The 26,693-nt window shown below is 65.2% G+C and carries 28 protein-coding genes and 2 pseudogenes; 16 read left to right on the top strand and 14 right to left on the bottom strand.

What is annotated here, in order from left to right:
• Positions 1-173, top strand: a pseudogene (locus QGG75_06705) (DUF4372 domain-containing protein).
• Here the strand turns inward: QGG75_06705 and QGG75_06700 are convergent.
• The gene (locus QGG75_06700; GenBank protein MDP6066929.1) at positions 160-345 is read right to left on the bottom strand and encodes a hypothetical protein; all 186 of its coding nucleotides are present in this window, start codon (positions 343-345) and stop codon (positions 160-162) included. The pseudogene QGG75_06705 and the gene QGG75_06700 overlap by 14 nt on opposite strands.
• 179 nt (positions 346-524) lie before the next feature.
• Here QGG75_06700 and QGG75_06695 point away from each other — a divergent pair, with 179 nt between their 5' ends.
• Positions 525-1,142 (top strand): class I SAM-dependent methyltransferase, encoded by a 618-nt coding sequence (locus QGG75_06695; protein MDP6066928.1) that lies wholly within the window; start codon positions 525-527, stop codon positions 1,140-1,142.
• A gap of 20 nt (positions 1,143-1,162) precedes the next feature.
• Here the strand turns inward: QGG75_06695 and QGG75_06690 are convergent, their stop codons facing one another.
• Entirely contained in the window at positions 1,163-3,019 is a 1,857-nt protein-coding gene (locus QGG75_06690) for an ABC-F family ATP-binding cassette domain-containing protein (GenBank protein ID MDP6066927.1), read from the bottom strand.
• Positions 3,020-3,108: 89 nt separating this feature from the next.
• Between QGG75_06690 and ndk the strand changes: the two genes are divergently transcribed.
• From ndk to QGG75_06675, 3 genes are read left to right on the top strand one after another with little or no spacing between them, the layout of a single operon-like run.
• On the top strand, positions 3,109-3,531 hold the full coding sequence (gene ndk, locus QGG75_06685; protein MDP6066926.1) for a nucleoside-diphosphate kinase: 423 nt from the start codon (positions 3,109-3,111) through the stop codon (positions 3,529-3,531).
• Positions 3,532-3,541: 10 nt separating this feature from the next.
• Entirely contained in the window at positions 3,542-4,342 is an 801-nt protein-coding gene (locus QGG75_06680) for an SDR family NAD(P)-dependent oxidoreductase (GenBank protein MDP6066925.1), read from the top strand.
• A gap of 14 nt (positions 4,343-4,356) precedes the next feature.
• Complete coding sequence (locus tag QGG75_06675; GenBank protein MDP6066924.1) at positions 4,357-5,010, top strand: SCO family protein; 654 nt, start codon at positions 4,357-4,359, stop codon at positions 5,008-5,010.
• A gap of 17 nt (positions 5,011-5,027) precedes the next feature.
• On the opposite strand, the gene QGG75_06670 is transcribed toward QGG75_06675, so the two are convergent.
• A complete protein-coding gene (locus tag QGG75_06670; protein ID MDP6066923.1) occupies positions 5,028-6,410 on the bottom strand; it encodes a 4-hydroxyphenylacetate 3-hydroxylase N-terminal domain-containing protein in 1,383 nt (460 codons plus the stop codon).
• A gap of 154 nt (positions 6,411-6,564) precedes the next feature.
• Between QGG75_06670 and QGG75_06665 the strand changes: the two genes are divergently transcribed.
• Complete coding sequence (locus tag QGG75_06665) at positions 6,565-8,178, top strand: AMP-binding protein (protein ID MDP6066922.1); 1,614 nt, start codon at positions 6,565-6,567, stop codon at positions 8,176-8,178.
• Here QGG75_06665 and QGG75_06660 read toward each other — a convergent pair.
• Entirely contained in the window at positions 8,175-8,543 is a 369-nt protein-coding gene (locus tag QGG75_06660) for a hypothetical protein (GenBank protein MDP6066921.1), read from the bottom strand. The genes QGG75_06665 and QGG75_06660 overlap by 4 nt on opposite strands.
• 18 nt (positions 8,544-8,561) lie before the next feature.
• The gene (locus QGG75_06655; GenBank protein ID MDP6066920.1) at positions 8,562-9,053 is read right to left on the bottom strand and encodes a glycine/sarcosine/betaine reductase selenoprotein B family protein; all 492 of its coding nucleotides are present in this window, start codon (positions 9,051-9,053) and stop codon (positions 8,562-8,564) included.
• Between the two features lie 81 nt (positions 9,054-9,134).
• Here QGG75_06655 and QGG75_06650 point away from each other — a divergent pair, with 81 nt between their 5' ends.
• Positions 9,135-9,896 carry an enoyl-CoA hydratase/isomerase family protein gene (locus QGG75_06650; GenBank protein ID MDP6066919.1) on the top strand — a complete coding sequence of 254 codons (762 nt, stop codon included), beginning with the start codon at positions 9,135-9,137 and terminating at the stop codon, positions 9,894-9,896.
• A 24-nt stretch (positions 9,897-9,920) separates the two neighbouring features.
• On the opposite strand, the gene QGG75_06645 is transcribed toward QGG75_06650, so the two are convergent.
• The 3 genes from QGG75_06645 to QGG75_06635 are packed head-to-tail and all read right to left on the bottom strand — an operon-like array spanning position 9,921 to position 13,107.
• Positions 9,921-11,129, bottom strand: a complete 1,209-nt coding sequence (locus QGG75_06645) for an EAL domain-containing protein (GenBank protein MDP6066918.1) — start codon at positions 11,127-11,129, stop codon at positions 9,921-9,923.
• Between the two features lie 16 nt (positions 11,130-11,145).
• Positions 11,146-12,234, bottom strand: coding sequence for a mandelate racemase/muconate lactonizing enzyme family protein (locus QGG75_06640; GenBank protein ID MDP6066917.1), 1,089 nt, complete (start codon positions 12,232-12,234; stop codon positions 11,146-11,148).
• 6 nt (positions 12,235-12,240) lie between these two features.
• The gene (locus QGG75_06635; GenBank protein ID MDP6066916.1) at positions 12,241-13,107 is read right to left on the bottom strand and encodes an aldo/keto reductase; all 867 of its coding nucleotides are present in this window, start codon (positions 13,105-13,107) and stop codon (positions 12,241-12,243) included.
• Between the two features lie 70 nt (positions 13,108-13,177).
• Here QGG75_06635 and QGG75_06630 point away from each other — a divergent pair, with 70 nt between their 5' ends.
• Positions 13,178-14,326 carry an acyl-CoA dehydrogenase family protein gene (locus QGG75_06630; GenBank protein MDP6066915.1) on the top strand — a complete coding sequence of 383 codons (1,149 nt, stop codon included), beginning with the start codon at positions 13,178-13,180 and terminating at the stop codon, positions 14,324-14,326.
• Positions 14,323-15,861: an AMP-binding protein gene (locus QGG75_06625; protein ID MDP6066914.1), complete on the top strand. Its 1,539-nt coding sequence runs from the start codon at positions 14,323-14,325 to the stop codon at positions 15,859-15,861. The genes QGG75_06630 and QGG75_06625 overlap by 4 nt, the downstream gene beginning before the upstream one ends.
• Before the next feature lie 8 nt (positions 15,862-15,869).
• On the opposite strand, the gene QGG75_06620 is transcribed toward QGG75_06625, so the two are convergent.
• Positions 15,870-16,442 carry a hypothetical protein gene (locus QGG75_06620; protein ID MDP6066913.1) on the bottom strand — a complete coding sequence of 191 codons (573 nt, stop codon included), beginning with the start codon at positions 16,440-16,442 and terminating at the stop codon, positions 15,870-15,872.
• A gap of 194 nt (positions 16,443-16,636) precedes the next feature.
• Here QGG75_06620 and QGG75_06615 point away from each other — a divergent pair, with 194 nt between their 5' ends.
• On the top strand, positions 16,637-17,584 hold the full coding sequence (locus QGG75_06615; protein MDP6066912.1) for a hypothetical protein: 948 nt from the start codon (positions 16,637-16,639) through the stop codon (positions 17,582-17,584).
• Between the two features lie 214 nt (positions 17,585-17,798).
• Here the strand turns inward: QGG75_06615 and QGG75_06610 are convergent, their stop codons facing one another.
• Positions 17,799-18,200, bottom strand: coding sequence for a response regulator (locus tag QGG75_06610; GenBank protein ID MDP6066911.1), 402 nt, complete (start codon positions 18,198-18,200; stop codon positions 17,799-17,801).
• Positions 18,201-18,411: 211 nt separating this feature from the next.
• Between QGG75_06610 and QGG75_06605 the strand changes: the two are divergent.
• Positions 18,412-18,522 (top strand): annotated as a pseudogene (locus QGG75_06605) (DsbA family protein).
• Here QGG75_06605 and QGG75_06600 read toward each other — a convergent pair.
• Positions 18,517-19,128 carry a TerC family protein gene (locus QGG75_06600; GenBank protein ID MDP6066910.1) on the bottom strand — a complete coding sequence of 204 codons (612 nt, stop codon included), beginning with the start codon at positions 19,126-19,128 and terminating at the stop codon, positions 18,517-18,519. The pseudogene QGG75_06605 and the gene QGG75_06600 overlap by 6 nt on opposite strands.
• A gap of 119 nt (positions 19,129-19,247) precedes the next feature.
• On the bottom strand, positions 19,248-20,279 hold the full coding sequence (locus tag QGG75_06595) for a class I SAM-dependent methyltransferase (GenBank protein ID MDP6066909.1): 1,032 nt from the start codon (positions 20,277-20,279) through the stop codon (positions 19,248-19,250).
• A gap of 125 nt (positions 20,280-20,404) precedes the next feature.
• On the opposite strand from QGG75_06595, the gene QGG75_06590 reads away from it, so the two are divergent.
• From QGG75_06590 to QGG75_06580, 3 genes are all read left to right on the top strand, one after another.
• Positions 20,405-22,033, top strand: a complete 1,629-nt coding sequence (locus tag QGG75_06590) for a thiamine pyrophosphate-dependent enzyme (protein ID MDP6066908.1) — start codon at positions 20,405-20,407, stop codon at positions 22,031-22,033.
• Positions 22,034-22,107: 74 nt separating this feature from the next.
• A complete protein-coding gene (locus QGG75_06585; protein MDP6066907.1) occupies positions 22,108-22,338 on the top strand; it encodes a hypothetical protein in 231 nt (76 codons plus the stop codon).
• Between the two features lie 154 nt (positions 22,339-22,492).
• Entirely contained in the window at positions 22,493-22,750 is a 258-nt protein-coding gene (locus QGG75_06580; GenBank protein ID MDP6066906.1) for a CBS domain-containing protein, read from the top strand.
• Positions 22,751-22,764: 14 nt separating this feature from the next.
• On the opposite strand, the gene QGG75_06575 is transcribed toward QGG75_06580, so the two are convergent.
• Positions 22,765-23,931, bottom strand: a complete 1,167-nt coding sequence (locus QGG75_06575) for an acyl-CoA dehydrogenase family protein (GenBank protein MDP6066905.1) — start codon at positions 23,929-23,931, stop codon at positions 22,765-22,767.
• Between the two features lie 121 nt (positions 23,932-24,052).
• On the opposite strand from QGG75_06575, the gene QGG75_06570 reads away from it, so the two are divergent.
• Entirely contained in the window at positions 24,053-25,150 is a 1,098-nt protein-coding gene (locus QGG75_06570; GenBank protein ID MDP6066904.1) for an acyl-CoA dehydrogenase family protein, read from the top strand.
• Entirely contained in the window at positions 25,150-26,166 is a 1,017-nt protein-coding gene (locus tag QGG75_06565) for a sulfotransferase domain-containing protein (GenBank protein MDP6066903.1), read from the top strand. The genes QGG75_06570 and QGG75_06565 overlap by 1 nt, the downstream gene beginning before the upstream one ends.
• Positions 26,167-26,218: 52 nt before the next feature.
• Here QGG75_06565 and QGG75_06560 read toward each other — a convergent pair whose 3' ends face one another.
• The gene (locus QGG75_06560) at positions 26,219-26,458 is read right to left on the bottom strand and encodes a hypothetical protein (protein ID MDP6066902.1); all 240 of its coding nucleotides are present in this window, start codon (positions 26,456-26,458) and stop codon (positions 26,219-26,221) included.
• Positions 26,459-26,693 lie beyond the last annotated feature (235 nt).

Genomic DNA, 26,693 nt, shown 5'->3' with positions numbered 1-26,693 from the left:
CTGCGTTCGATGAGCCGCTGGTCGCAGTTTGTGGCGCTGTCGATGGGCCAGCTTTCGGGACGCCATTCGCTTCGCGACGTGGTCCTCAACATGGCGGCCCAGAGGCCCCAGCTTTATCATCTCGGGATCAAGCCGGTGGCGGATCATCGCTAGCGCGGGTCAATGAGCGCCAAAGCCGGCGATGTAGTCGGCGCTATCGTCCGAGCCGAATTCGTCGAGCAGCAGGAAGGGATCGAGGTTTTCCTGGAGGGGGCCGCCGATGGTGCGGCGAATGCGCACCCCGGCTCCGTCTCGGGTTTCCAGCGAACGCACGATATTGACGACGGGACGGACGCTCAGCGTCATGGGGCACCTCGGTGCGGGTGGGTTTCCTGAAAAACCCGACATTGGCTGATTGCGATTAATTTGCAAGTAGTAACGGGGCGGTAACCGGTTCGCCGGCCGGCACAGGTTCTGGTTCGGAAAAAACTGGCCGATGGCGCATAAATCCCTACTTGGTAGGGCTGAACCAGCTAGGGGGAACAATGAACGACACGCCGCAGGATTTCTGGAACCAACGATACCAGGCCGAGGGCTATCTTTTCGGCCGCGAACCCAACGCCTTCGTCAGATCACAGGCCCATCTGTTCAAGCCCGGTCAAGAGGTGCTGGCGATTGCCGATGGCGAGGGCCGCAATGGCGTTTTCGCCGCCCGTCAGGGCGCCCGCGTCAGATCCGTGGATTTTTCCGCCCCGGCCCAGGAAAAGGCCCGTCGCCTGGCCCAGGAATTCAACGTCGAAATCGACTTCGAGCAAGGCGACGTCTACCAGTGGCAAGGCGACGATGGCGCCTGGGACATCGTGCTGGCGATTTTCATTCAGTTCGCGCCGCCGGACAAACGCACACTTCTGTTCGACACCCTCAAGCGGTTGGTGAAGCCCGGTGGCCTGGTGGTGATGCAGGGCTATCGGCCGGAACAGGTGGATTACAAGACAGGCGGCCCGCCTCAGGCGGAGAACATGTACACCAGCGACCTGTTGCGCGCCGCCTTCGCCGATTTCGATATCCGGCATCTCGAAGAACACGACAGCGTCGTCGATGAAGGCAGCGGTCATGCCGGCCTCTCGGCCCTGATCGACATGATCGCCCGGCGGCCGGGCTGAATTCAGCCCCAGAATCCAGACTACGCCTTCGCCGCCGTCTCCAGTGCCTCGGTGGCCTCGAGCCAGTGCGCCTCGGCGCGGGCCAACTGGCGGGCCAGGGCGCCGTGCCGTGGGTCATATTCGGCACCCTCCGCCAACGCCGCGTCGAAGGCAGCGACCTCGGCCGTCAGGCGCTCGACCTCGGCTTCGGCCTGGCGGGCGGCCTGGCGCAAGGGGGTCAGCGCTGCCCGGGCCCGGGCCTTGTCCTGGCGCTGCCGTCGGCGATCGTGGCCGGCCTTGGGGGTACCGTTTTCGGCCTTTTTGGCCGGACCTTTGCGCTGGGCCAAGGCCAATTCGCGATAGTCGCCAAGCGAGCCCTCGTAAGGCTTGACACTGCCCTCGGCTACCAGCCAAAGACGATCGGCGCAAAGCTCGACCAAGTGGGCGTCGTGGCTAATCAGCAGCACGGCCCCCTGATATTCGTTCAGGGCCTGGACCAGGGCCTCGCGGGAATCGACGTCGAGGTGGTTGCTGGGCTCGTCGAGCACCAATAGTTGCGGCGCCGCATGGCTGGCCAGCGCCAACAGCAGACGCGCCTTTTCGCCGCCCGAAAGCTGAGCCACGGCGACCTGGGCTTTGTCGACGCCGAAGCCGAAGCCGCCCAGCCGAGTGCGCAACAGCTCGTCGGGCGCCTTGGGCATAAGCCGGCCGAGGTGGGCCAGCGGGGTGGCGGCGGCTGATAGTTCCTCCAACTGGTGCTGAGCGAAATAGCCCACGGCGAGCTGGCGATGACGGGTAAGCTTGCCTGCCTCGGCCTGCAGGCGGCCGGCCAGCAGTTTGGCGAAGGTCGACTTGCCGTTGCCGTTGGCGCCCAGCAAGGCAATGCGGTCGTCGGGATCGAGGCGCAGGTCGAGGCCGCTGAGCACCGGCTGGCCGGGCGCGTAGCCCACACTCACGCCGCTCAGCGAGACCAGCGGCGGTGCCGCCTCCTTGGGCTCGGGGAAAGAGAGCGGTACCGTGCGCTCCTCCATCACCGCGGCGATGGGCTCCATGCGTTCCAGCATTTTCATCCGGCTCTGGGCCTGGCGGGCCTTGGTCGCCTTGTAGCGAAAGCGATCGACGAAGGCCTGGATGTGGCGGCGCTGGCGCAGCTCGCGCTGGCGCGCCTTGGTCTGGCCCTCCAGGCGCAACCGCCGGGTACGCTCGAAGGCGTCGTAGCCGCCGCGATAGAGCGTCAGTTTCTGCTTTTCCAGATGCAAGATATGGTCGACGGCCCGGTTCAGTAGGTCACGTTCGTGGCTCACCACGATCACCGTGTGGGGATAGCCGGCCAGGTGGTTCTCCAGCCACAGCACGGCTTCCAGATCAAGATGATTGGTCGGCTCGTCGAGCAGCAAGAGGTCAGGCTCGAGAAAGAGCGTCGCCGCCAGGGCCACTCGCATGCGCCAGCCGCCGGAAAAGTCGTCGAGCGGTCGCGCGAGCTCAGCCTGAGTAAATCCCAGCCCGGCCAGGATGGCAGCTGCCCGGGCCGCTGCCGTGTGGGCACCGATGTCGGCCAACCGGGTGTGGATTTCGGCTATGCGTCCGGGGTCCAATGCGCTTTCGGCTTCGTCGAGCAGGGCGTTGCGCTCAAGATCGGCGGCCAGCACCGTATCGATCAGGCTGCTGGGGCCCGAGGGTGCTTCCTGGGCCAGACTTGCCAGGCGGCTGCCGGCGCGGCGCTCCAGGCTGCCGCCGTCGGCTTGCAAACCACCCTCGACGAGATGCAACAGCGTGCTCTTGCCGCTGCCGTTACGGCCCACCAGACCGATGCGGTGGCCGGCCGGCAGGTGTACGCTGGTGTCGTCAAACAGCGTGCGCCCGGCGATGCGATAGACGAGTTGGTTGATGCGCAACATGGCCGCGCCTCATAGCACGCTGGCGGCCCCGGCGGGAAGCGGCTATAAACCGCGCGCCGATCCCCTTTAACACGGAGTCTCCTGCAGCCATGGCCCTCGAACGCACGCTTTCGATCATCAAGCCCGACGCTACGCGCCGCAACATCACCGGCCGCATCAACAGCCGCTTCGAGACGGCCGGCCTGGCCATCATCGCGCAGCGCCGCCTGAAATTGTCGCGCGAACGCGCAGAAGCTTTCTACGCCGTGCACAAGGAGCGGCCGTTCTTCGCCTCGCTCTGCGACTTCATGACCTCGGGCCCGGTGGTGGTGCAGGTGCTGGAGGGCGAAAACGCCGTCGCCCGCAACCGCGAGATCATGGGCGCCACCGACCCGGCCGAGGCGGCCGACGGCACCATTCGCAAGGACCTGGCCGAATCGAAGGAGGCCAATTCCGTGCATGGCTCCGATTCGGCCGAGAACGCGGCCCAGGAGATCGCCTTCTTTTTCACCGACGATGAGATCGTAGTTTAGGGAGAAAACCATGCCTGGACGTCTCGCGGACAAGGTCGCTCTGGTCGTCGGTGCCGGCTCGGTCGGCGAGGGCTGGGGCAACGGCAAGGCGGCGGCGGTGCTGTTCGCCCGCGAGGGGGCTCGCATCTTCGCCGCCGACATCAACCCCGACGCCGCGGCCGAAACCTCGGCCATCATCGAAGGCGAGGGCGGCACCGTCACGGCGCATCAGGCCGACGCCACCGATACGGCCTCGGTCGAGGCCATGGTCGCCGCCTGCCTCGAGGCCTATGGCCGCATCGACGTATTGCAACAGAACGTCGGCGGCTCCGAGCCCGGCGGTCCGGTGGAAATGGACGAGGCGGTCTGGGACGCCAACATCGATTTCAATCTGAAAACCGCTTTTCTCGGCCTCAAGCACGTGCTGCCGGTGATGGCGCGCCAGGGCGCCGGCGCCATCGTCAACGTCTCCTCGGTGGCCGGCATGCGCTATTTCGGGCGCAACATGGTGTCCTACCAGGCCGCCAAGGCGGGCCTGACGCAGATGACCCGGGTGGTGGCGCTGGAATACGCGGCCCGGGGCATTCGCTGCAACAGCGTGGCGCCGGGCCTGATGGATACGCCGCTGGTGAGGGCTCGCGTCACCCACCAGTTCGACGCCGGCGATGCCGAGAAAACCGTGGCGGCGCGCCACGCCATGTGCCCCATGGGCCACATGGGGGACGCCTGGGACGTGGCCTATGCCTCGCTTTTCCTGGCTTCCGACGAGGCCAAATACGTCACCGGCGCGGAACTGGTGGTCGATGGCGGGCTGACGGTGCGCTGCGGCTAGACGATATTGGTGGCATGAGACGTCTCACGGCTTTCGCTCTGGCCGGCGCCCTGGCCTGGAGCACGTTTCCGGCGGCGGCCTACGAAGACGAAAAGGACCGATCTCCGGCACTGGTCGATGCCGAGGGCAAGCCCCTGACCTTCACCGATCACCGCGGCCAGGCCGTTACCGAGGAGCGCTTTCTCGGCCAGTTCCTGCTGATTTACTTCGGCTATACCCATTGCCCCGACATCTGCCCCACCGACCTTCAGGTCATCACCCGCACCGTCGAGGATTTGGCTGAGCTGGATGGACGGGTGACACCGATCTTCATCACTATCGATCCTGGGCGCGACACGGTGGCGGTGATGGCGGACTACGTCGGCCACTTCCACCCCCGCATGATCGGGCTGACCGGCACGCCGGTCGAACTCAAACGCGCCCGCAAGGCCTTCCGTGTGCGGGCCATGAAGTTTTTTCTGCCGCCCAGCGATGACGACGAGGATGAGGATGAGGACGAGGACGAGGACGAAAAAGAAGAAGACGATGACGACGACAGCGAATACGTCTTCAGCCACACGGCGCTTTATTACCTGATCGACGCCGACGGCAAGCTGCTCACCACCTTCCACCGGGCCCAACGGGCCGAACGCATCGCCGCCAGGATCCGGGAATACCTGAACCGTTAGGGCAGGGGCCTGCCGCTTCAGTCGCCCTGTTCCGCCATGCCGGCGATCTCCAGCGCGCGTTGCTTGGCCCGATCGAGATCGTAGTGCTTGCGCGTGACGATGCGCTGGGCATAAAGGCCGCCGCCCGATTGCAGGTTGGCGACCTGCTTCCAGCCGCCGTAGGAATCGGCCGTGAGGTCGCGGATGGCGTGATAGAGGCGCAAGCGGTATTCGCCGTCGACGCCTTCGGCACCGGCCATGTACTTGCGCACCAGGGCACCGACCTCGTTGTTCTCGAGGTCCGATATGGCCGGGGCGGTCACCGTCGAGGCGCCGGCGATGTCGTGCAGGTGGCGCACCATCTGGCTGTAGTTGGCGGCGCCGTGGTATTTGCCGGCGTTGGTGAAAAGCTCGTCGGGAAAGGCTTCGCCACCGGGGCCGATCTTGCAGTTGTGGATGGCGGCCTCGAGCGAGCCCCGGATCAGCGTCGTGTGGATGATCATGTCGGAGATCTTTTCGCGGATGTGCGGCGCGCCTTCGAGCCCGTTGGCCTCGGCGATCAGTTGGCCGAAGCCGACCAGCTCGTCGGCCTCGTCGGCCATGAAGGAGAGCCCGCCCAGGCGTTCCCAGAGCCCCAGCGAATGGGCGAAAATGGCGGCGTATTGGACCTCGCCATCGAGGAAGATGCGCTCTGTGGGCACGAACACGTCATCGAAAATGACAAAACCCTCGGGGCATTGTTTTTTCGAGGTGATGGGGAAGGCGCGGTCGTCGCTGTGGCGCGGCGCATAGCTCACGTCGACGATGCTTAACCCTGGGGCATTCACCGGCACGGCGCAGGCGATGGCGTAGTCTTCCTCGCCCTCCTTCATGGCTTTGGTCGGGATGACCATCAGCTCGTGGGCCAGCGAGGCACCCGAGATGTGCAGCTTGGCGCCGCGGATGACGACGCCATCTGAACGCCGTTCGACGACGTGGGTGTAGACGTCGGCGTCCGGCTGCTTGCCTGGCGAGAGGCCGCGGTCGCCCTTGGCGTCGGTGATGCACTCGGCGACGCGGGCGTCGCGGCTTTGCAGCTCATCGACGTAGGCACCGATGCGCTCGCCGTAGTGGGGAAGATCGGGCATGCGGCCGGCCGCCGTAATCAGGGTCATGATCGATTGCTGGGTGGTGTGGGCCAAGAGGTCGGCCTGGTGCAGGATGGGCAGTCGTGCCTTGAGATCGTCTGCCGAACGGGGGATGGTCATCAACGGGCTCAGCGCCCCGGGCGCGGGGTCGTAGAAACGGTCGTAGCAGGCGGCCACGGTGTTGACGGCACTGCCCAGCACGGGATGACCCGGCAGATCCTCGACCCGCTCGCCCTCGAAAAAGGTGGCCCTGCCGTCAGCCAACGAGGCGCGGTATTGGTTTCCGGTGATCATGATGTTACCTCCTGCTGGTGCCAGAATAGGCGCCGGGGGATCAGGAATCCATACGCACCGAAGATCGCCGGGGAGGGGTGTTGCCCTGGTCGGCGGCGCCACATACCATCCTTGCGAACGCGCAACCTAGCGAACAAACCGGACCGGTAAAATCATGTATCCGTTGGATCTAAGCGAATCCCTGGTGCCGCCTCAGGACGACGACGTGGTCCTGGAAACCACCGTCGGCGATCTCTTGCGCCAGACCGCGGCCGACCATCCCGAGGCGCCGGCCATGCTCGAGATCGATATGGATTTCAAGAACGGCCGCCGCTGGACCTACGGCCAGCTGCTGGCTGACAGCGAGAAGCTGGCGCTGGCGCTGGCGAGCCGCTTCGCGCCCGGCGAGCGCCTCACGGTGTGGGCCCCCAACGTGCCGGAGTGGCTGTTGGTGGAGTACGCCTGTGCCCTGGCCGGCATCGTTCTGGTTACCGCCAACCCCGCCTATCAGGCAAGTGAGCTGCGCTACGTACTCGAACAATCGGGCTCCGTGGCGCTTTTTTCGGTGGCCAGCTATCGCGGCAACCCCATGGCCGAGATCGCCGTCGAGGCCTGCCGGGGCCTGGAAGCGGTACGCGAGATCGTCGACATGGACGACACTGAGGCGCTCCATCGCCAGGGCCAAAGAACGCCGGTGCTGCCCCAGACAACGCCCGACGATGCGGCCCAGATCCAGTACACCTCGGGCACCACCGGCTTTCCCAAGGGCGCCGTGCTGCCGCATCGCGGCCTGACCAACAACGCCCGCCTGGTGGCCAAGCGGGCCCATATCGGAGCCGACGCCACCTGGGGCAACTTCATGCCCATGTTCCACACCTCGGGCTGCGGCATCATCTCGCTGGGGTGTTTGCAGATGGCTTGCCGTTTGCTGATGGTCAAGGTCTTCGAGCCCTCCGGCGTGCTGGAGCTGATGGAGCGCGAAGGCATGACGGCGCTGGTCGGCGTTCCCACCATGCTGGTGGCCATGCTGGAAGTTATGGAGCAGGCGCCGCGCGACGTTTCCTCGGTGCGCATGGTGATCTCCGGCGGCTCCATGGTGGCACCCGAGTTGGTGCGCCGGGTGAAAGCCACCTTCGAGTGCGATTTCGAGACCGTCTATGGCCAGACCGAGGTCTCGCCCGTGGTCACCCAGCACCACTTCGACGACAGCCTCGATGACATCTGCAACAACGTCGGCCAACCCCTGCCGCAGACCGGCATGTCCATTCGCTCCATCGAGCAAAACCAGGTCGTGCCGCTGGACACGGTGGGCGAGATCTGCGTCCAGGGTTACTGCAACATGTCCGGCTACAACGCCAACGAACAGGCCACCGCCGAGACCATCGACGCCGAGGGCTGGCTGCACACCGGCGATCTCGGCGCCATGGACGGGCGCGGCTACGTGCGCGTCACCGGCCGCGTCAAGGAGATGATCATCCGCGGCGGCGAGAACCTATTTCCGGCCGAGATCGAGAACGTATTGTTGGAACACCCCCAAGTGGCCGAGGTCGCCGTGGTCGGCCTGCCCGACGACAAGTGGGGCGAGATCGTGGCCTGTTTCCTACGCCCGGAAAGTGGCGGCGATCTCGATCCCCAGGAACTCCGCCGCCATTGCCGCGAGCACCTGGCGCCGCAAAAGACGCCGGTCATGTGGTTCGACGTCGACGAATTCCCGCTCACCGGTTCAGGCAAGATCCAAAAGTTCGCGCTACGTGACGCCTTTTTGGCAGGCGATCACGAGCCGATCTAAACCTTCCCCTCCTGCTTGGCCTGACGGTAGTCCTCCTTGGCCTCGAGCCAGCGTTCCGTGCCTTCTTCCGACAGGAACGACTGTTCGTCGCTGAAGATCAGGCGCTTCCAGTCGTCGCCGTGGGGCCAGACGTAGGGGGCCACGACGGTGGAGCGGGGCTCGCTTGCGGTTTCCAGAAGATCGAGCGCCCGGCTGACGATGTCGCGCTGCTGGTCCGCCTTGAAGGGCTCGCCGCAAGGATTGCCCAGCGGGTAGTCGACGAACAACAGCCTGGGCACGCCGCAGAATTCGACTATGTCGCGGGCGTTGGCGATCATCACTGTGGGGATGCCGTTGGCTTCGATGTGGCGGGCGACCAGACTCACGGTCTGGTGGCAGACGGGTCAGACGGGTGTCATGACGGCCACGTCGACCTCGTCCTCGATCAGCCGGCGCAAGACCTCGGGGGCGTCGAACTCCATGGAACGGCGCTGGCTGTACTGGTTGTGAAGCCCGTGCGCCCGCGCTGCCATGCTGCCCAGCCGGCCGGCCGCCACCAGTTCGTTGAGCCGCGTGATGGGGAAGTAGGAATTGGGGTCATCCAGCGTCGTGGCCACCCGGTCGTAGGCGTCGTGGCTGGAAAACAGCCGCTCCGGGTCGATGTCCGCGGGGATCGAATAAACGGTACCAACGGGCGCCTCGTTGGGATCGGGCGCGCCTTCCTCGGCGCGGATCTCGACCTCGCTGGTCGAGACCAGGGCGACCCGGCTCTCAGCCAGCGGCTTTTTCAGCGGCGTAAAGGGCACGTCGTCGAAATGGGCCCAGTTGTAGGGCTCGGCGTAGCCTTCCTTGGCGTAGTATTCGCGCGTCTTGTCGATGTATTTGACGTGGCTCATGCCCCCTCCTCGGGTGCGCTAGGGTCGCTACCATGCTAGCACAATATGGTGCCACTCGGCCCAGAAAGAGGAAATCGAAAAATGAGCGATGTCGTCACCGTCGAGCGCGCAGGTGCCATTGCCGTCCTGCGCCTCAACCGCCCCGACGCCCTCAACGCCGTGAGTCTAGAGTTGGCCCGAAGCCTGGCGGAAAATCTGCTGGCGGCGGACAACGACGCCGACGTCGAGGCCATCGTCCTCAGCGCCACGGGCGAGCGCGCCTTCTGTGCCGGCGTCGACCTGCGCGAAGCCCGCGAGATCGAAGTATCCGAGGTCGAGCACTGGTTCGGCACGGTCTGCAACATCTACCGCACCATCTTGCAGACCGAAAAGCCGGTGGTGGCGGCCATCAACGGCATCGCCGCCGGCGCCGGCTTCCAGATGGCCCTGGTCTCGGACCTGCGCATTGCCCACGAAGGCGCGCGGCTGGGCCAGCCCGAGATCAACGCCGGCATCCCCAGCATTATGGGATCCTATTGGATGAGCCTGCACCTGGGCTGGTCGATGAACCAGGAGCTATCCTTCACGGGCCGCCTGATGACGGCGGCTGAGGCCCGTGAACTCAGGCTGATCAACCACCTGGTGGCGCCTGACCAGCTCATCGCCAAGGCTTGCGAGGTGGCCGAGGAATTGGCGCAAAAACCCGCCACCGCCTGGGTTCGCACCAAGGCGCGCTTTCGCGAAATCGCAATGGCCGGCTTCGAGGAGGCCTTCCGGGCCGGCGTTTTGGGCCAACAAGAGGCCTTTGCCCGTGGCGAACCCCAGGCCGTCATCGATGCCTTTTTGGCCTCGCGCAAGGGGTGAAAGTGATGGGGCCGATTGCCCCTTTTACCAGCGCGGCGCGCTTTCGATCAGCTTGAGCGCCTCGTCGCCGGGCAGCGGCTTGGACATGAAATAGCCCTGGCCGAGTTGGCAGCCCAGGTCCCGCAGCGCCTCCATCTGGGCCTCCTCCTCGATGCCTTCGGCGACGATGTCCATGCCCAACTCGTGGGCCAGATGGGCGATGGAGGCGACGATGCGCAGGCTGGATTCCGACTTGTCCATGTTGTTGACGAAGACGCGGTCGATCTTGAGGGTGTCGAGGGGGAACTGGTGCAGGTAGCTCAGGCTGGAATAGCCGGTGCCGAAATCGTCGATGGCAATTTGCACCCCGAGCGCCTTCAGCCGGTTCAGCGCCTCGGTGGCGTGGTCGAAATTCTCCACCATCAGGGTTTCGGTGATCTCCAGCTTGATTTCCTCCGGGCTGACGCCGCTCTCGGTGATGATGCCGCCTAGCACATCGATTTCATTCAGGTCCGCAAATTGTCCGGCCGAGACGTTGACGCTCATGAACGGCGGCGGCAGGTCGGGGTAGGCATCGGCGCCGGCCTGGGCCAGGCGATGATGTTCGCCGAGGCTGGCTTGCAGCGCCCAGCGACCGAGCTCGATGATCAGGCCGGTTTCCTCGGCCAGGGGAATGAACTCCATGGGGGAGACGAAACCGTCGTCGGGCTTGTGCCAGCGCATCAGCGCCTCGAAGCCGGCTATGTGGCCGCGATCCAGCGCCACGATGGGCTGAAAATGCATCTCGAATTCAACGGCCTCGAGGGCGCGGCGCAGGTCGCGTTCGCTGTTTATGCGATCGAAAGCGAGGGCGCGTATTTCGCCCAATGACGAATCGATCTCGTCGCGCTGGCCGCTCAGGCCCGAGAGCTGGTGCTGGGCATCGCGCAGCCGTGCCAGGATGACCCTGAGGATCAAATTTATCATCGGGTTGGCGGACTGCAGCGGCTTCATGATCCGCGAGCGCTCGATAACGATGACCTCGGTATCCTCGGTGGCGGTAACCGTGGCCGAGCGCGGCGCATCGTCGATCATCGACATCTCGCCGAAGATCTCACCGACGCCGAGATGGGCGATGATCATGCCCTTGCCGTCGCGGGGCAACGAAATGTCGACGGCGCCCTTTTCGATGAAGTAGGCGTTGTGGCCGCGGTCGCCGATGCGGAAAATCTGTTCCCCGGCGGCGAATGGCTTGGCGTAGATCATCTCGGCCATTGCTGTTCCTATTCGTTCATGTCACGGCGTGGGCGCCGAGCGCCTCCATATCCAGATCGATGCCGTGCCCCGGGCGGTCCGGGGCGGTGGCGTAACCTTCACTGACCGTCAGCGGCTGGGCCATGAATTTCTCCAGTCCGAAGGCGTGCATCTCGATATAGGCGGCGTTGGGGCAGGCTGCCAGCAGTTGTATGTGAAGATCGTGGGCGCCGTGCGAGATCACCGGCAGGTTGTTGGCCTCGGCCAGCCGGGCGATCTTCATGAAGGCGGTGACACCGCCGCAGGTGGTCAGGTCGGGTTCGGGAAAATCGACGCCACCGGCAGCGATCAGCTGGGTGAATTCGGCCACTGTGTGCAGGTTCTCGCCGCTGGCCAGTGGCACCTTGCCCAAGGACCGCAGGTAGGCGTGGCCGGCGAAATCGTCGGGCCGGATGGGTTCTTCCAGCCAGACCAGGCCGAAGGGCTGCAATTCGTGCATGGCGCGGGCTGTCTGGTCGACACGCCAGGCTTCGTTGGCGTCGGCCATCAATTCGACCTCGACCGGCAGGTGCTCGCGCATGGCGGCCACCCGCGAGACGTCTTCACCCAAGGTGGGGCGGCCCAGCCGCATTTTGACCGAACGGTGCCCCGCCTCGAGGCTGGCGCTGGCGCCGGCCAGCAGCTTGTCCTGGGGGAAGTTGAGATCGATGTTGCCGGCGTAGGCCTTGACGCGGGGATCATGGCCACCGAGCAGGCGCCACAGCGGCTCGCCCAGGGTGCGTCCGCGCAGGTCCCAAAGCGCCGTATCCACCGCCGCCAGGGCGAAGCTCAACGGCGCGCCGCGGCCGGCGTAGTGATGGGCCTTCCAAAGCCGCTGCCAGTGGCGTTCGATGAGCCGCGGATCCTGATCCATCAGGTGGCCGCGAAAGGCCTGATCGACGATGGCCGCGATGGCCAGGCCCTGGCCCTGGTGGCAAACGGTGTAGCCACTGCCGCCGGCACCGTCGCTGTCGGTGATGCGTACCAGCACCATATCGAAGCCGGTCATGACCCCGGCCGCTGCCGCCTCGATGGGCTCGGCCAGCGGGATGCGGAAGGTGTCGACCTCGAGACGATCTATTTTCATGTTTCCTCACAAACCAAAAATCGACGAGAGACCGGTACGCTCGCTGAGCTCGGCCATGGCCGCGTCGTCAGGCGCCGCCCCCATGTCGGCCGCCGCCCGCAACACGGCGGGCAGCAGATCCACGTCGCCCAGTGAATTGAGAAAGATGCCGGGCCGGGCCAGAACCCAATGTACGGCCTGGCGGATGTCGGCTTCGTTTTCCAGCGGCTGGTACCAGGTGCGGTGGCTGCGCGCCACCCCGGCCGCCCAGGGGCCGCGGGCCACGCCCTTGATGGTCTGCACGGCAATGTTGCGCTCGGCACACAGCGCCGCCGTGGTTTCGAAGTCGGCAGCGTAGGTGGGGTGCTTGGCGGCAAACCAGTTCCAGGGCATCAGCACGCTGTCGAAGTCGAAACGCTCGAGGCTGCGCCGGTGCATGGCGGCGGCGTTCCAGCCGTGGCCGGTGACGCCGATGAAGCGCACCAGACCTTCCTCGCGGGCCTCGATCAGGGCCTCCAGGGCACCGCCCGGGCCCAGCGCCTGGTCCCATTCGTCGGGATGGATCAGGGCGTGCAGTTGCAACAAATCGACGTGGTCAGTGCGCAGGCGGTCTAGCGAGCGGCGGATTTCCTCTGCAGCCCCGTCGTAGTCACGCAGCCGGGTCTTGCTGGCGAGGAAAAAATCCTGACGGTGCCGGGCCATCCAGGGGCCGATGCGCAATTCGGAATCGCCATAGCCGGGCGCCGTGTCGATATGGTTGATGCCAAACTCGAGCAACACGTCGAGTACCCGGTCGGCCACGCCCTGGTCGGCGTTGAAGAAGGCGGCGCCGCCGAACAGCACGGCAGAACTCATGTGGCCGGTGCGCCCGAAGCTTCGTTTTTCGATAGCCAAATCGGCCTCCGATCAATACCCAAGTGGCGGCTAAACTAGCATTGCCGTCTCAAACGTGCAGGAATCCATCATGGAGTGCTGGCAGAGCCTCGTCGACGACGACTTCGTGCAGCAGATCCGTGGCTTTGCCGCGGCCCGTATCACGCCGCTGGCCGACGATATCGACCGGCGCGACTACTACCCCGTCGACATCGTCAAGGCCCTGGCCACGGAGGGCTACAACAGTTTGACCCTGGATCCGGCCTACGGTGGTGGTGGCCGCTCCTACACCCTGGCGGCGGCGCTGTTTGAAGAGGTGGCCTACGCCAGTCCGGCCGTGGCCATCAGCCTGATCACCATCCTGCAGGCGCAAAAGATCCTCGATCTCTTCGCCAACCAGCGCCTCAAGGAACTTTACCTGCCCAGATTTCGCCAGGGCCTCTTGAGCTCCTATGCCCTGACCGAGGCCAACCATGGCAGCGATATCCGCAGCCTCGACACCAAGGCCGAGCGCCACGGCGGGGAATGGCTGATCAAAGGCGAGAAATCCTTCATCACCTCGGGCTCGGCGGCCGAGCTTTTTATCATTCTGGCCGAGACGCCCATCGGCGTCTCGGTTTTCGCGGTGCCCCGCGAGGCGGCCGGGGTGTCGACCTACGAGGGCGACAATTCCCACACCTTCGGTCTGCGCAACGGGCCCCACGTCAACCTGGTGCTGGACGATCTGCGATTGCCGGCCGAGCATCTGGTGGGCGAGGAGGGGGCGGGCGTGCGCCAGGCGGTGACGACGCTCGACTATTCCCGCACCATGGCGGCGGCGATTTCCACCGGCATTGCCCGGGCTGCCTTCGACGGAGCGCTGGAGTACGCCGCCAAGCGCCAGGCCTTCGACCGCACGGCGCTCGATTTCCAGGGCATCCAGTGGTACTTCGCCGAGGCACTGAGCGAAATCGACGCCGCCCGTCTGGCGGTCTTCGACGCCGCCCGGGCGCTCGACGAGGAGCGCGACATAGCGCGCTATTCCAGTCAGGCCAAGCTGCTGGCAAGCCGCGTCGCCAGCAGTGCGGCATCGCTGGCGGTGCAGGTCTGCGGCGCCCATGGTGTCACCGAACAAGCGCCGTTTGGCCGCTACCTGCGCGACGCCAAGGCCTACGAGATCGCCGGCGGCTCGTCCGAGATCCTTAAAAACACCATCGCCAAGCATCTCGTCCGCCTGGTCCGGCGCGCCAACCTACCATGATCGCCGCACCTCTTTTCGAACAGGCCCGGCGCCGGCCCGAGGCGCCCTTCATCATCCTCGACGAGCGCACCGTGAGCTACGGCGAAATGTCCGACCTGGCCGCTCGCTTCGCCGACTGGGCTGGGCGGCGGGGCATCGCGCCCGGCGACCGGGTGGCGCTGCTTTCGGGCAACAACGTCTCCTTTCTCGCCATCTGGTTCGGCCTGGCGGCAATGGGCGCCGTCCTGGTGCCGCTGAATACGGCTCTGAGGGGTGAGGGGCTGCGTTACATCCTGGCCCAAAGCGGCGCCTGCCTGCTGCTGGGAGAGTGGGCGGAATTGGCCGACAAGCGGGACGAGATCGAAAATCATTTTCCGGACCTGGAGATCTTCGCCTTCGCCGATGACGCCGATTTGGAACAGGCCTTGCCAAAGGTGGCCGAGCTGCCTTCCCCGGCCCCGGCCGAGCCCGGTTCATCATGCGCCATCATCTACACCTCCGGCACCACCGGCCTGCCCAAGGGCGTGGTGATCTCGCACACCGCCTATTTGGTGGCGGGCGACGGCATTCGCCGAGCCAACGAACTGACGGCCGCCGACCGCATCATGGTGGTGCTGCCGCTCTATCACGCCAATGCGCAGATGTATGCCGTGATGTCGTCCATCCAGTGCGGTGGCGCAATCGTGCTGCGGCGGGAGTTTTCGGCCTCGCGCTTCTTCGCCGAGGCCAAGTACTTCGGCGCCACCTGTTTCACCTACGTGGGCACCGTGCTGGGCATCCTGGCGGCCCGCTACCCCGAGCCCCAGCGCGATCACAGCCTGACTTGGTGCACCGGCGGCGGGGCTCCGGCGGCGGTCTGGGACCAGATCGAGGAACGCTTCGGCGTCGCGGTGCGCGAGCTTTACGGCATGACCGAGACCGGTGGCTTCATTAGCCTCAACAGCGCCGCGGACAGCCGCCACCACAGTTGCGGCCGGGTGCGTCCGGATGCCCAGGCGCAGATCGTCGACGATCACGACCAGCCGCTGCCGGTCGGCGAGGTCGGCGAGATCGTGGTGCGACCGTCCGAGCCGTTCGTGTTCTTCAACGGCTATCACGAAGCCCCCGAGATCACCTTGGAATCCTATCGCAATCTCTGGTTCCACACCGGCGACCGGGGCCGCTTCGATGATGACGGTTATCTCTATTTCGAGGGCCGAACCAAGGACCTGATCCGCCGGGCCGGCCAGATGATCTCGCCGAGTGAAATCGAAGTCATGCTGGCCCGGCATCCGGCGGTGGCCGATTGCGCCGTGGTCGGCCTGGCCGACGACATCATGGGCGAAGAGATCAAGGCCGCGGTGGTGCTCGAGAAGGGGAACGGAAACGGCCTGGCGGCGGAGGATCTGGCGGCCTACCTGCGCCAGCGCCTGGCCGCCTTCCTGGTGCCGCGCTATTTCGAATTCGTCGATCGCATCCCCAAGACCGAGACCCATAAGGTCCAGCGCCATCGTCTGCAAGGCCGCGGTGATGGCGTCATCGACCTGCTACCGGGCGGGCAGCAAAACCGGGATTGAAGGCCGGGCTATTTCAGGGTTTCGAAGTGGCGGACCAGCACACCCAGGTATTTCTCGTCGCGCTGCAGGACGAACTGGGTGAGTTCATTTTCCATCTCCACGGTGGCCAGCTTGAACTTCTTTTTTCCCTTCAGTTTCGCGTGCCGCATGATGCCGTTGGATACCGCTTTGCCGATCACGGCTTTTGGATTGGCGCCCAGCAGTTTTGGTACGCTGCGGGGTAAGACGTAACCCAGCACCGTGCCCTGAAGCTCGCGGCGCTCTTTGTCGGGCAGCTTGGAGTGCCGGCCCAGCAGTTCCACCAGCACAATGTTGAAGGTGGCCACGGCGTCGAGAAGCATGGCCGACTTCAGCAGTTTCTTGTCTTTTGCCTGGGCTACCGCGCCTTCGAGCATGAAGCGCGCCGCCGCCTCGACGTCGCCGTAGCTGGCCGATTTGCCCGGCCGCTCTTGCCGAGCGAGATTGAAAGCGCTCAGCATCGTGTCGAATTCGACGACGAACTTGGCGCTCGAGAGGTCGGCGCGAAGCGCATTTTCCTGCTTCTTAACGCCGCCGAAAAGACCAAAAAGCAGGGCCACCACTCCATAGGGCAGACCGCAGTGCCATCACAGTGCCTGGGGCCGGCGACGTCAAGGTTTTTTAGTAGGGATTACCCTAGGCAATCGGCATCGGCGGCCGTGAAGAAGCTGCCTCATTCTGTCAATAGGACTATATTCCTACCGGTATGAATAGGAAAAATTCCCACCACCGAACTCCTCCCCGGAGTCCGGCAACCTTGGCCCAATTGAGGGCCCGGGGGATCGACGTCTGGGCTTGGTGCAATGGTTGCAGCCATCACGCCGTGCTGTCGCTGCCACTGATATTGCTGGCTGCCGCCGCCGGGGCCCAGAGCGTAAGTTGCGACAAACTACTCGAGGATGCCCGGCGCAGCGGCGAATCACCAGGTGTTTCGATCTCCTCCGCCAGGGCCACGGTGACCTTGATGACCTCGCGCTGGCGCTGCACCGAACCGCTGGCCAAGTTCTCGCTGCGCAAACTGGATCCACGCTGGGCCGGCCGCGACGAAGATTCCGGCTCCGGCGGTGACTCGTCGAGCGGCGGCAGGAGCGGAGCCAAGAAATACCGCTCCGTGCGCTGCGACAAACATCCGCGGGAATTCTGGTCCGCCACGACGCTGGAAATCGATGGCGCGGAATACTGGCTGGCCAAGGTCTTCACCCTCGACCTCGACAACGACGGCCATGCCGACAACGTCGGCTTCAGGCTGCGCAGCCACGACAGCCTGGACCGCACCTTGCGTTACCGGACCAAGGGCAGAAAGCTTTCGGCCGCCGACATTCCCCAACTGCGCCTGGACGACGAGGACATGATCGCCCGCATGTGCTCCAGCAGCATCAGTTTTCCCGAACCCGAATCCGTCGATGAAGCCCGGCAAACGGAGGAGGAGCCGGAACAAAAGCAGACAAAGCAGAAGAAGGGCTTTTCGTTGCCTGACCTGGCCAAACTATCGCGCCGTATCAAGGCGCCGCCGAACTCGGCTCAGTCCTCCGCGGACAAGACCTGGAAGACGCCGGTCTGGCTCTGGGTCGGCGGCGGTGTGGCCGTCGCGTTGCTGCTGCTGGGGGGCGTCGTGGTGGTGCTGCTGATGCGACGGCGCAAGGCAGAAGATGGAGGCGACGAAGAAGACGAAGACGACGAAGACGATTACGACGACGAGGACTAGTGTGATGATTCTGAAGTTCGGCGCATTTTAGGCGCCGAAATTCGGGATCTGAATCGCACTAGAATCAAATGTTTAGTGGCCTGCTTATCCCAGAAACTCATCCTATGAATTTCTGGGGTAGGACACCAGTGTCCAACCAACCAGGCGCCGCGTAACCGCCGCCACCCATGGTGGGCATCCTCCTGAGACTTCACAGCTAGTGCCCCTTGCCGCTCTATTCCTCCGGCAACCAGCGGGCCAGGCGCTCGAGCACGGCGCGGGGCTGAAAGGGCTTGATCATGAAGTCGTTGCCGCCGGCATCGATGGCTTTTTGCACCGCTTCCTTGCTGCGCCGCGCGGTGAGGAAGATCACCGGCGCCGTGAAGTCGGGAATTTCGGCGCGCAAGCGCCGGCAGGTCTGGTAGCCGTCGATACCGTCCATCGTGACATCGAGAAAGACCAGATCGGGCTTCGCCTGACGCGCCAACGCCAGCGCCTTCTCGCCGCTCGAGGCGTCAGCGAATTTGTAACCGGCCTGGCCCACGATGGCGCGCAGGAACTGCAAGATGGTCGGCTCGTCATCGATGCCCATGACCAGTTTGGCCTCATTGCCGTCTTCCAAGGTGGAGGTGACCATGGTGAGGCTAACTCCTTTGGGTGCAATAATAGCCGGCTCTACCGCAGGACGGAAAAGCGAACCAACGCCAGCCGCCCACAGGGGTCAAGATAGGGCGGGATGGAGCGGGGTGTTTTATATCAATGCATGACCGGGAGACGAGATGAGCAAGCAAATAGACTATTACTACGCCCTGTCATCGCCCTGGACATATTTGGGCGGTCCCCGCCTGGAAGCCATTGCCCGCCAGGTCTTCGGGGCGCCGACCCATATCGTCGACGAGGAAATCTTCTGGGGCCAGGACCGGCTCGACTTCATGGAAACCGCGCTCGCCCGGTCATAGCGTCGCGGCAGCCACTTCGGAATAACCGCGCACGATCATGTCAACGGCCACCCAGGCGATCACCGCCAGGCCGATGTAGCCGATCCAGCTGTGGCGCTCGATCAGCTTGGCGATGTAGTTGGCCGCCACCGCCATCAGGGCGATCGACAGCACCAGCCCGAAGATCAGCACCTCGATGTGATCGTGGGCGGCACCGGCGACGCCCAGGATATTGTCCAGCGCCATCGAGACGTCGGCGATGACGATGGCCATCAGGGCTTGGCGGAAGGTTTTGCCGCCGCTTGCACCGTCGGCGTCCTCGCCGCTCTGGTCGTTCTCCGCGACATTGCGCCGCCGAATGTCGTGCCACATCTGCCAGCTCACCCAGAGCAGCAGCAGCCCGCCGGCCAGCGTCAGGCCGATGATCTGCAAAAGCTGAAAAGTGATGAGGGCAAAAAAGATGCGCAACACGGTGGCAACGGCAACGCCCAGCACGATGGCCTTGCGCCGCAACTCGGGCGGCAGGCCGGCCGCTGCCAGGCCGACGATAATGGCGTTGTCGCCGGACATCACCAAATCGATGATGATGACCGAACCCAGGGCGGTAAACCATTCAGGGCTAAACAAAGCTGGATCCGGCCCCCATTTCACGTGCTCACGAGCGCACGACCGTCCCCTGCATATGCCACAGCTTCCCGGCGCTGGCCAAGCAAAAGCGCCCGGCCGTCAGGTTGCTCCGTCCGATCTCAGGCCTTTCGTGCCGTGATCATGGTGAAGATGTCGCCGATCTGCGCACGTTGCAGATCGACGAATCCAGCCTCGCCCAGCAGACTTTCCTGCTCCTCCCGGGTCGGCACCACGTTGCCCCAGATCAGTTCGTTGAAGGCGGTCTGGACGGCGAAGGCGTATTCCGGCTTGGCCAGGTCGGCGGCCTGCGAGGGATAGGTCTCATCGAGGATAAACAGCGCGCCACCGGGTTTCAGCGCCTGGAAGCAGTTGGCTATGACTTGCGGCCGCACTGGCATCGGGATTTCGTGAATCACTTCGAAGAGCGTCACCAGGTCGAATTCGTCTTGGTGGGCGATGGTCTCGCCCGTCATGTGTTCGATCCTGATGCGATCATCGAGGCCGGCGGCGGCCACGTTCTCGCGCGCCGCCGCGGCGCCGTGGGCGTCGACGTCGACGCCGACGCAGGTGGCCCCGGGGTAGGTCTTGGCCAGGCGCACCAGAAGGCCGCCGGCGCCGCAGCCCATGTCGAGGATGTGCGGCCCGCCTTCCAGCACCTCCTTCAATCCGGGGATCGACGGCAACAGCCGCTTGGCCACGACGATGTGCAGGCCGGTGGTGATGTCGCCGATGGCGCGGGAGAATTGGTCACCGTGCTCCTGGAAGGTATAGGTTTCGCCGCTCTTGAAGAATTCGGGATAGCGTTCCAGGTCGTGGCTCAGGTAATCGACGGTGCAGGCGAAGTAAGGCGTCAGGTTGCGCGGGCCGCCGGGATCGGCCAGCACCACGTCGAGAAAGGGCGCCAGGCGGTAGCGCCCGCCGGCCGGTTCGAGTATCTCGTAGGCGATGCCGGTGTCGCACCAGACCTTGACGTAGGGCTCGTGAAGCCCCGCGGCGGCGGCCAGCTGGGCCGCGCTGAGGCCTTCCTCGGCTTCCCGAAGCTGGGCGAAAAAACCCAGTTTCTCGCCGATGCTGACGAAGTGAACGACGTGAAACCCCTTGATGTGCTGCCACATGCGGGAGACTTGCTGTTCCGCCGTGATCTCGCTCATGGTTGCCCTCCGATGCCTGATTCAAATTGATCCACCACATAGCGTACCTGACGCCGCCCGGCAGCCAAAGAGCCCATTGAGAGGGCGATTCCAAGTCAGGCGGATTGGCATTAGAGTGCGCCACCATGACGAACTCATCGACGACAGCCAAATTGGCCGAGACCCTGGTGGCGGTGCTGCGCAGCCACGGCGTCGAGCGCGCCTTCGGCATTCCCGGCGGCGGCTCCAGTCTGTCCCTGATGTCGGCCTTCGAGAACCAGGGCATCGATTTCGTGCTGACCGCCGGCGAAACCCCGGCCGCCATCATGGCTGCCGTTACCGGGTTGCTCAGCGAGAGCCCGGGCGTGGTCATGACCGCCGTCGGACCGGGCGCCGCTTGTGCCGTCAACGGCATGGCTTATGCGGCCCTGGAAAGGGCGCCGTTGATCCTGCTGACCGACGCCGCGGAGGGCGGATCGGAAGCGGGAAGCGGACGCAGCCGGCATCAGGTTTTCGACCAGAGCGGCATGTTCGCGCCGCTGGCCAAGGCCCGCCATCGGCTGCGGCCGCAAGGTGCGGAAGCCGCCGCCGAGGCTCTGGTGGCGACCGCCATGGCGCCGCCCATGGGTCCGGTTTTCGTCGAGATGGATGCCGGCGATGCCGAGGCGCCGGTGACGGAGGGCGCGGACGTTGGGGACGTGCCGGTTCCGCCGCCTGCCGCCCGATCAGGCGATAGCGCCGCCGCCCGGGCCCTGTTGGCCGGCGCCCGGCGGCCGGCGGTGATCGTCGGCCTGCAGGCCCGGCCTTGCGCCGCCGCCCTGGCCGATTTGCTGCGGCCGTTGGGCTGTCCGGTCATGTCGAGCTACCAGGCCCGCGGCGTGGTGGCGGCGGACGAGCCCCACTACGGCGGCCTTTTCACCGGTGCCAGCTCCGAGGTCCGCTGTCTGGCCGAGGCTGATTTGTTGGTGCTGCTGGGGGTGGATCCGGTGGAGCCGCTTCCCGGCCCCTGGCGCCTCGAGCAGCCGTTGTTGGTGTTGGCCGAAAGCCAGGATCAGCCCTATCCCGTCGAGCCCGCAGCTATGCTGCTAGGTGCGCTGCCCGAGATCGCCACCCAGCTTTTCGCGGATCAATCGGCTTTCGCCTGGACGCTGGATGAGATCGCCGACATACGCGAGACCCTGACGACCCGGGTTGCCATGGCACCGGAACAGGTCTTGAACGCCGGCAGTGTCGTGGCGGCGACAGTGGCGGCGGCGCCGGCAGCGGCGGGGCGCTGGTGCGTCGATTCGGGGGCGCATATGTTTTCCGCCATGACGCTGAGCCCGGCGCCCGGACCTTTTTCGGTGTTGAAGTCGAACGGCCTCTCGACCATGGGGTTCGCCCTGCCGGCGGCCGTGGCGGCGGCGCTCGAGGATCCCGCCCGGCCGGTCACCGCCTTCACCGGCGACGGTGGCCTGATCATGTGCCTGGGTGAAATGGCCACGGCCGCCCGCCTTGGCTGCCGCCTGGTGCTGGTGGTGATGAACGATGGCGCGCTCTCGATGATCGATGTCAAACAGCAGCGCCAGCAACGCCACCTGGGAAGCCTGCGCTATCCTCGCACCGACTTCGCCGCCACGGCCCGCGGCCTGGGCTGGCAGGCCTGGCAGGCCGACGACGCGGCCTCGTTGGAAAGCGCTCTGGCCGCGGCCTACAGCGCCGAGGGCCCGGCCCTGGTCGATGCCCACATCGACCCCACCGCCTACGCCGCTCAGTTCGACGCGCTGAGGGGCTGAGGGATTCATATTTCGGCAACGTCTCGGCACTAATATTTTGCCCTGCAAGCAACCCAAATGAACGGAGAGGCAATATGAGTGATGCAAGTATCGCGCAGGGCGGCAAATCCGGTGGCGACGCGGCGGCAGGTGCGGGCGCGGGTTCCTATTCGGGGGCCTCGGCCGGGACCAGCCAGTGGGGCGCCAGCGGCGCCGAAGCCGACACCCATGCCCATTCGGGTGCCGGGGCCTATGCCGGTGCCGGGGCTTCCGGCGGCGACGTGACCGACCAGACCTCGATCGGCTCGATCAACGTCAGCTCCTAGAGTTTTCTTGACTTGATGCGGACCCCGCCTTACCGGGCGGGGTCCGTTTTCATTTGTCCCGCCAGGCGCCAGGTGGCGGCCCAGAACGGGGTCTTTATCGCAAATAGGAATCTTTCCAAATTAACTCATAACATGCTATAATCGGCTTATAAAAATGAACTACGAGGTAGCATATATGTATGTAGCAGCTATCCTCAAAGCCAAGCCGGAAGGCATCGTTTCCATCTCACCCGAGGCCACCGTTGCCCAGGCGGCCGAGATGCTGGCCGCCCGCCGCATCGGCTCGATCGTCGTCACCGACAGCGCCGGCGCCCTGGTCGGCGTCATCAGCATGCGCGACGTGGTCAACAACCGGCTGCCTGAACTCGAGGCCGAGAACGAGACCATCCGGGCGCACGTGATGGGCGCCTGAGAGAGCGAGCGGCCCTAGTAGGACTTCGGCAGCCCCAGCACACGCTCGGCGATGAAGCTGAGAATCAGCTCGCGGCTCACCGGCGCGATGCGGGCGATGAAGATCTCCCGCATGAAGCGCTCGACGTGGTACTCCTTGGCATACCCCATGCCGCCGTGGCTCATGATGGCGCGTTCGCAGGCGCGGAAGCCGGCTTCGGCGCCGAGGTACTTGGCGGCGTTGGCTTCGGCGGCGCAGGGCTGGCCGGCGTCATAAAGTGCTGCCGCCTTGAAGACCATCAAATTGGCCGCCTCGAGTTCGGCCCAACTGGCGGCCAGGGGATGCTGGATGCCCTGATTCTGGCCGATGGGGCGGCCGAAGACCACGCGCTCGCCGGCGTACGTGGCGGCACGCTGCAGCGCGATGCGGCCCAGACCCACGGCCTCGGCGCCCACCAGAATGCGTTCCGGGTTGAAGCCCTCCAAGAGGTAGCGGAACCCCTTGCCCTCCTCGCCGATCAGGTCGTCCTCGGGGATCGGCAGACCGTCGATGAACAGCATGTTGGTATCGACGGCCTTGCGGCCCATCTTTTCGATCTCGCGCACCTCGATGTAGTCGCGATCGAGGTCGGTATAGAAGAGCGAAAGCCCGTCCAGCGGGTTGGGGGTCTGGTCCAAGGGTATGCTGCGGGCCAGCAGCAGGATCTTGTTGGCCCGCTGGGCGCCCGAGGTAAAGACCTTGCGGCCATTGGTGATGAAGTGCGAGCCCTGACGTTCGGCCCGGGTCTGAAGTTTGCCGGTATCGAGGCCGGAGTTGGGCTCGGTGACGGAAAAACAGGTGCGGTCCTGGCCCTTGATGAGGCGCGGCAGCCAGCGTTCCTTCTGTTCGTCGGAGCCGTGTACGACAATGGGATTGGGGCCGAAGATGTTGAGATGCACGGCCGAGGCACCGCTGAAGCCGGCCCCCGACTGGGCGATGGTCTGCATCATCACGGTGGCCTCGATGACCCCCAGGCCGGCACCGCCATAGGCCTCGGGCATGGCGATGCCGATCCAGCCCGCCTCCGTCAGGTCCTTGACGAAATCGGCGGGAAACTCCCCCGTGCGGTCATGGTCGAGCCAATAGTCGAGATCATAGGCGGCACAGATCTTGGCCACGGCGGCCTGGATCTCGGCCTGCGTTTCGTTGAGCGTGAAGTCCATCGCTGGTTCCGTTTCTGCTGCCCGGTTGGCTGCGAATTGACGCCACGATAGCCCGAACCCTGCGGCCTTGTCGCGGGCATGCTACGGTTGCACCGGATCGCACCAGTCGGAGAAGAATGCCGTGCCCGCGCTTGCCGAGATCGAACGCTTTGCCGTCGACCACATCGCCTCGCGGCCGGGGCTGGGGGCGGATCCGGCTTTTCCCCACGATCTGTGGCGCGCCATGGGCCAGGCGGGATTGCTGGGGATGGGGATTTCGCCGGCCCATGGTGGCTCTGGCGGCGATGCCCAGGCCCTGATCGAGGCCGGCGCCGCCCTGGTCGAGCAGGGCCGCAACCTGGGTATCGTGCTGTCGTGGTCGGTGCAGAATTTGGTCGGGCATTATGTATTGGAGCGGCTGGGCAGTGAGGATCAAAAGAAACGTTATCTGCCCGAACTGGCGGCCGGCCGCCTGGCCGTCTCGCTGGCCGTCTCCGAGCCCGGCATGGGCGGCAGCCCCAAGCGGCTGGAGACGCGGGCCACGGTGGCGGGCGACGGCTATGTTCTGGAGGGCGAGAAGACCTACCTGACCAACGGGCCCATCGCCGATCTCTTCGTCGTCGTCGCGGTGACGGGCGAGACCGACGGTCTCAAGCGCTTCTCCGGCTTCATCGTGGAAAAACCGCGGCCCGGGCTCGAGCTGGTGGCGGGGGCGGAGGTCGATTTCCTCAGGCCCTCGCCGCACGGCGGCATCGTCATGCGGGGCTGCGCGGTGCCGGCCGATTGCCTGGTTGGCGAGGAGGGGAGTGCGCTGGATGCCATCTTCCGCCGCTTCCGGCTGATCGAGGACATTGTTTCGTTGGGGCCCTTGCTGGGTGGCATGCGCCTGCAATTGGCGTTGCTTGGTGCCGCAAGCGCCGGGGGCGGGGGCGAAGGCGAAGAGAGTGAAACCGCCGGTGACTTGGCGGCCAGCATCGAGGGCGTGGCGGTGTTGGCCGAGCGCCTGGCCCGGGATCTCGACGGCGAGGCCGGCGAGGGCGACCTGGTGCCGGTACTGCTGGTGGCGCGCGGGCTGTGCGGCCGATTCCAAGCGAACTTCGGCGAACTTTGTACGGCCTTGCGGGTCAGCGATCCGGTGCTCGAGGCTTTCACTGCCGACATGGGCAAGCTTGCCGGCCTGGCCGGTGGTGCCGCCCGCGCCCGGGCCCGCAAGCTCGGTCAGCGGACGCTCCTGGGGTGATGGCGGAATTTCCCCAAAACATCCTCGATTGCGCCGACCGCGACAACCTGCCCGAGGCCCTGGACCTTGTCGAGAGCCATCTGGCGAACCAGCCCGACGACGGGCGGGCGCAATATTTGGCGGCGGTGCTGCTGAACATCTCGGGGCAGCGCGAATTGGCTCTGGCGCGGCTCGAGAGGATCGCTCTGCGGCCTGGCATCGATGCGGATTTCGACCGTCTCTCGCTGGCCGACTTGGAGCGCTGGCAGGCGGCGGTGACGGACTTCGCCGCGGGCCAGTGTGCCGCTCTGGCCCGGGCCTGGCCGGTGACGCCGATCTGTTCGCTACCGCGTTCCGGCAGCGGCTGGTTCGTGGCCATGTTCGCCCGGCTTTTCGACCTGCCCGTAGGCCGCATGTGTTTCGGCCGCTTTCCCGATCTGCGGGCCGTGCCCGGCTGGCTGGCCTGTATCGCCGAAGGCGGCGCCACCAGCCACGACCACCTGCCGGCCAGCGCCGATAATCTTCGGCTCCTGAGAGAGTGCATGGTCGCCAAGATCGTGGTTCAGGTGCGCGATCCCAGGCAGGCCATGGTCTCGCTCTATCACCACCAGAACCTCGAAAGCGATCACCAAAGTCATGGTCTGCTGCCCCAGCTGGCGCCCCGGCACGCCGGCGCCCGGCCCATCGACGAAGCCGACGACGAAACCATCGCGGCACTGCTCGGCCAACTCGTGGGCTGGCTCGAGGATTGGCTGCGTGCGGCCGGTAGCGCCCAACTCCCGGAGGTGCATTTCGTCAGCTACGAGGCCTTGAAGGCAGCGCCCCGGCAGGTTTTCACGGAGGTCTTCGATTTTTTCGCACCGCCCGAGGAATACCGCGGCCTGCTGGATTTCGTGGAAGATCTGGCGGCCTCCAAGACACCTTCGTTTCGCGCCGGAGAAACCGGCGAATGGCGAAGCGCACTTTCGCCCCGGCAGTTGACACTGGTCGAGGATTTGCTGCCTGCCACCTTGTTGCAGCGCTTCGCCTGGCAATAAAAGAACCCCGCCCAAGGGACGGGGTTCTAGCCGCTTAGGCGCTGTCGCTGGGCTACGAGCTGACGTTGATCGAGCCGATCGAGGTTTGGTCGGTGACGTCGCCGCCCGAGGCGCCGGAATAAGCGCCGGCGCCGGCATGAGAGCCGGCGCTGGTGTCGGCGTCGGCACCCCAGGACCAGCCCTGGCTGGTGCCGGCACTGGCACCTGAACTCGCCCTACCGTACGAACCGGCCGATGCATCGCCGCCGGATTTGCCGCTCTGATCGATGCCTGCTGAACTGTCATCGCTCATGTCTGGTCTCCCCGCGTAGTTTTGGCCCTCCGGGCCGGGAAAGGGTAGGAGTTGGCATGCTAGACCCAGCTCCGAAATGACGAATGTGACGGCCGTCACACTTGGCGAAAGGGTGCCTCACGGTGCCGCTACGGGGTCACACCGCCACAAAGGATTGCGCCCGGATACCGCTGGCTGCGGTATCCGGGCGCGATGGAACGACAGGACCCTCAGACTACTTCTAGTCCGCTTCGGC

The organism is Alphaproteobacteria bacterium, from assembly GCA_030740435.1.
Lineage (GTDB): Bacteria > Pseudomonadota > Alphaproteobacteria > UBA2966 > UBA2966.
Note: the sequence above shows the minus strand (reverse complement) of the source record. Positions and strands in the feature narration are given on the sequence as shown.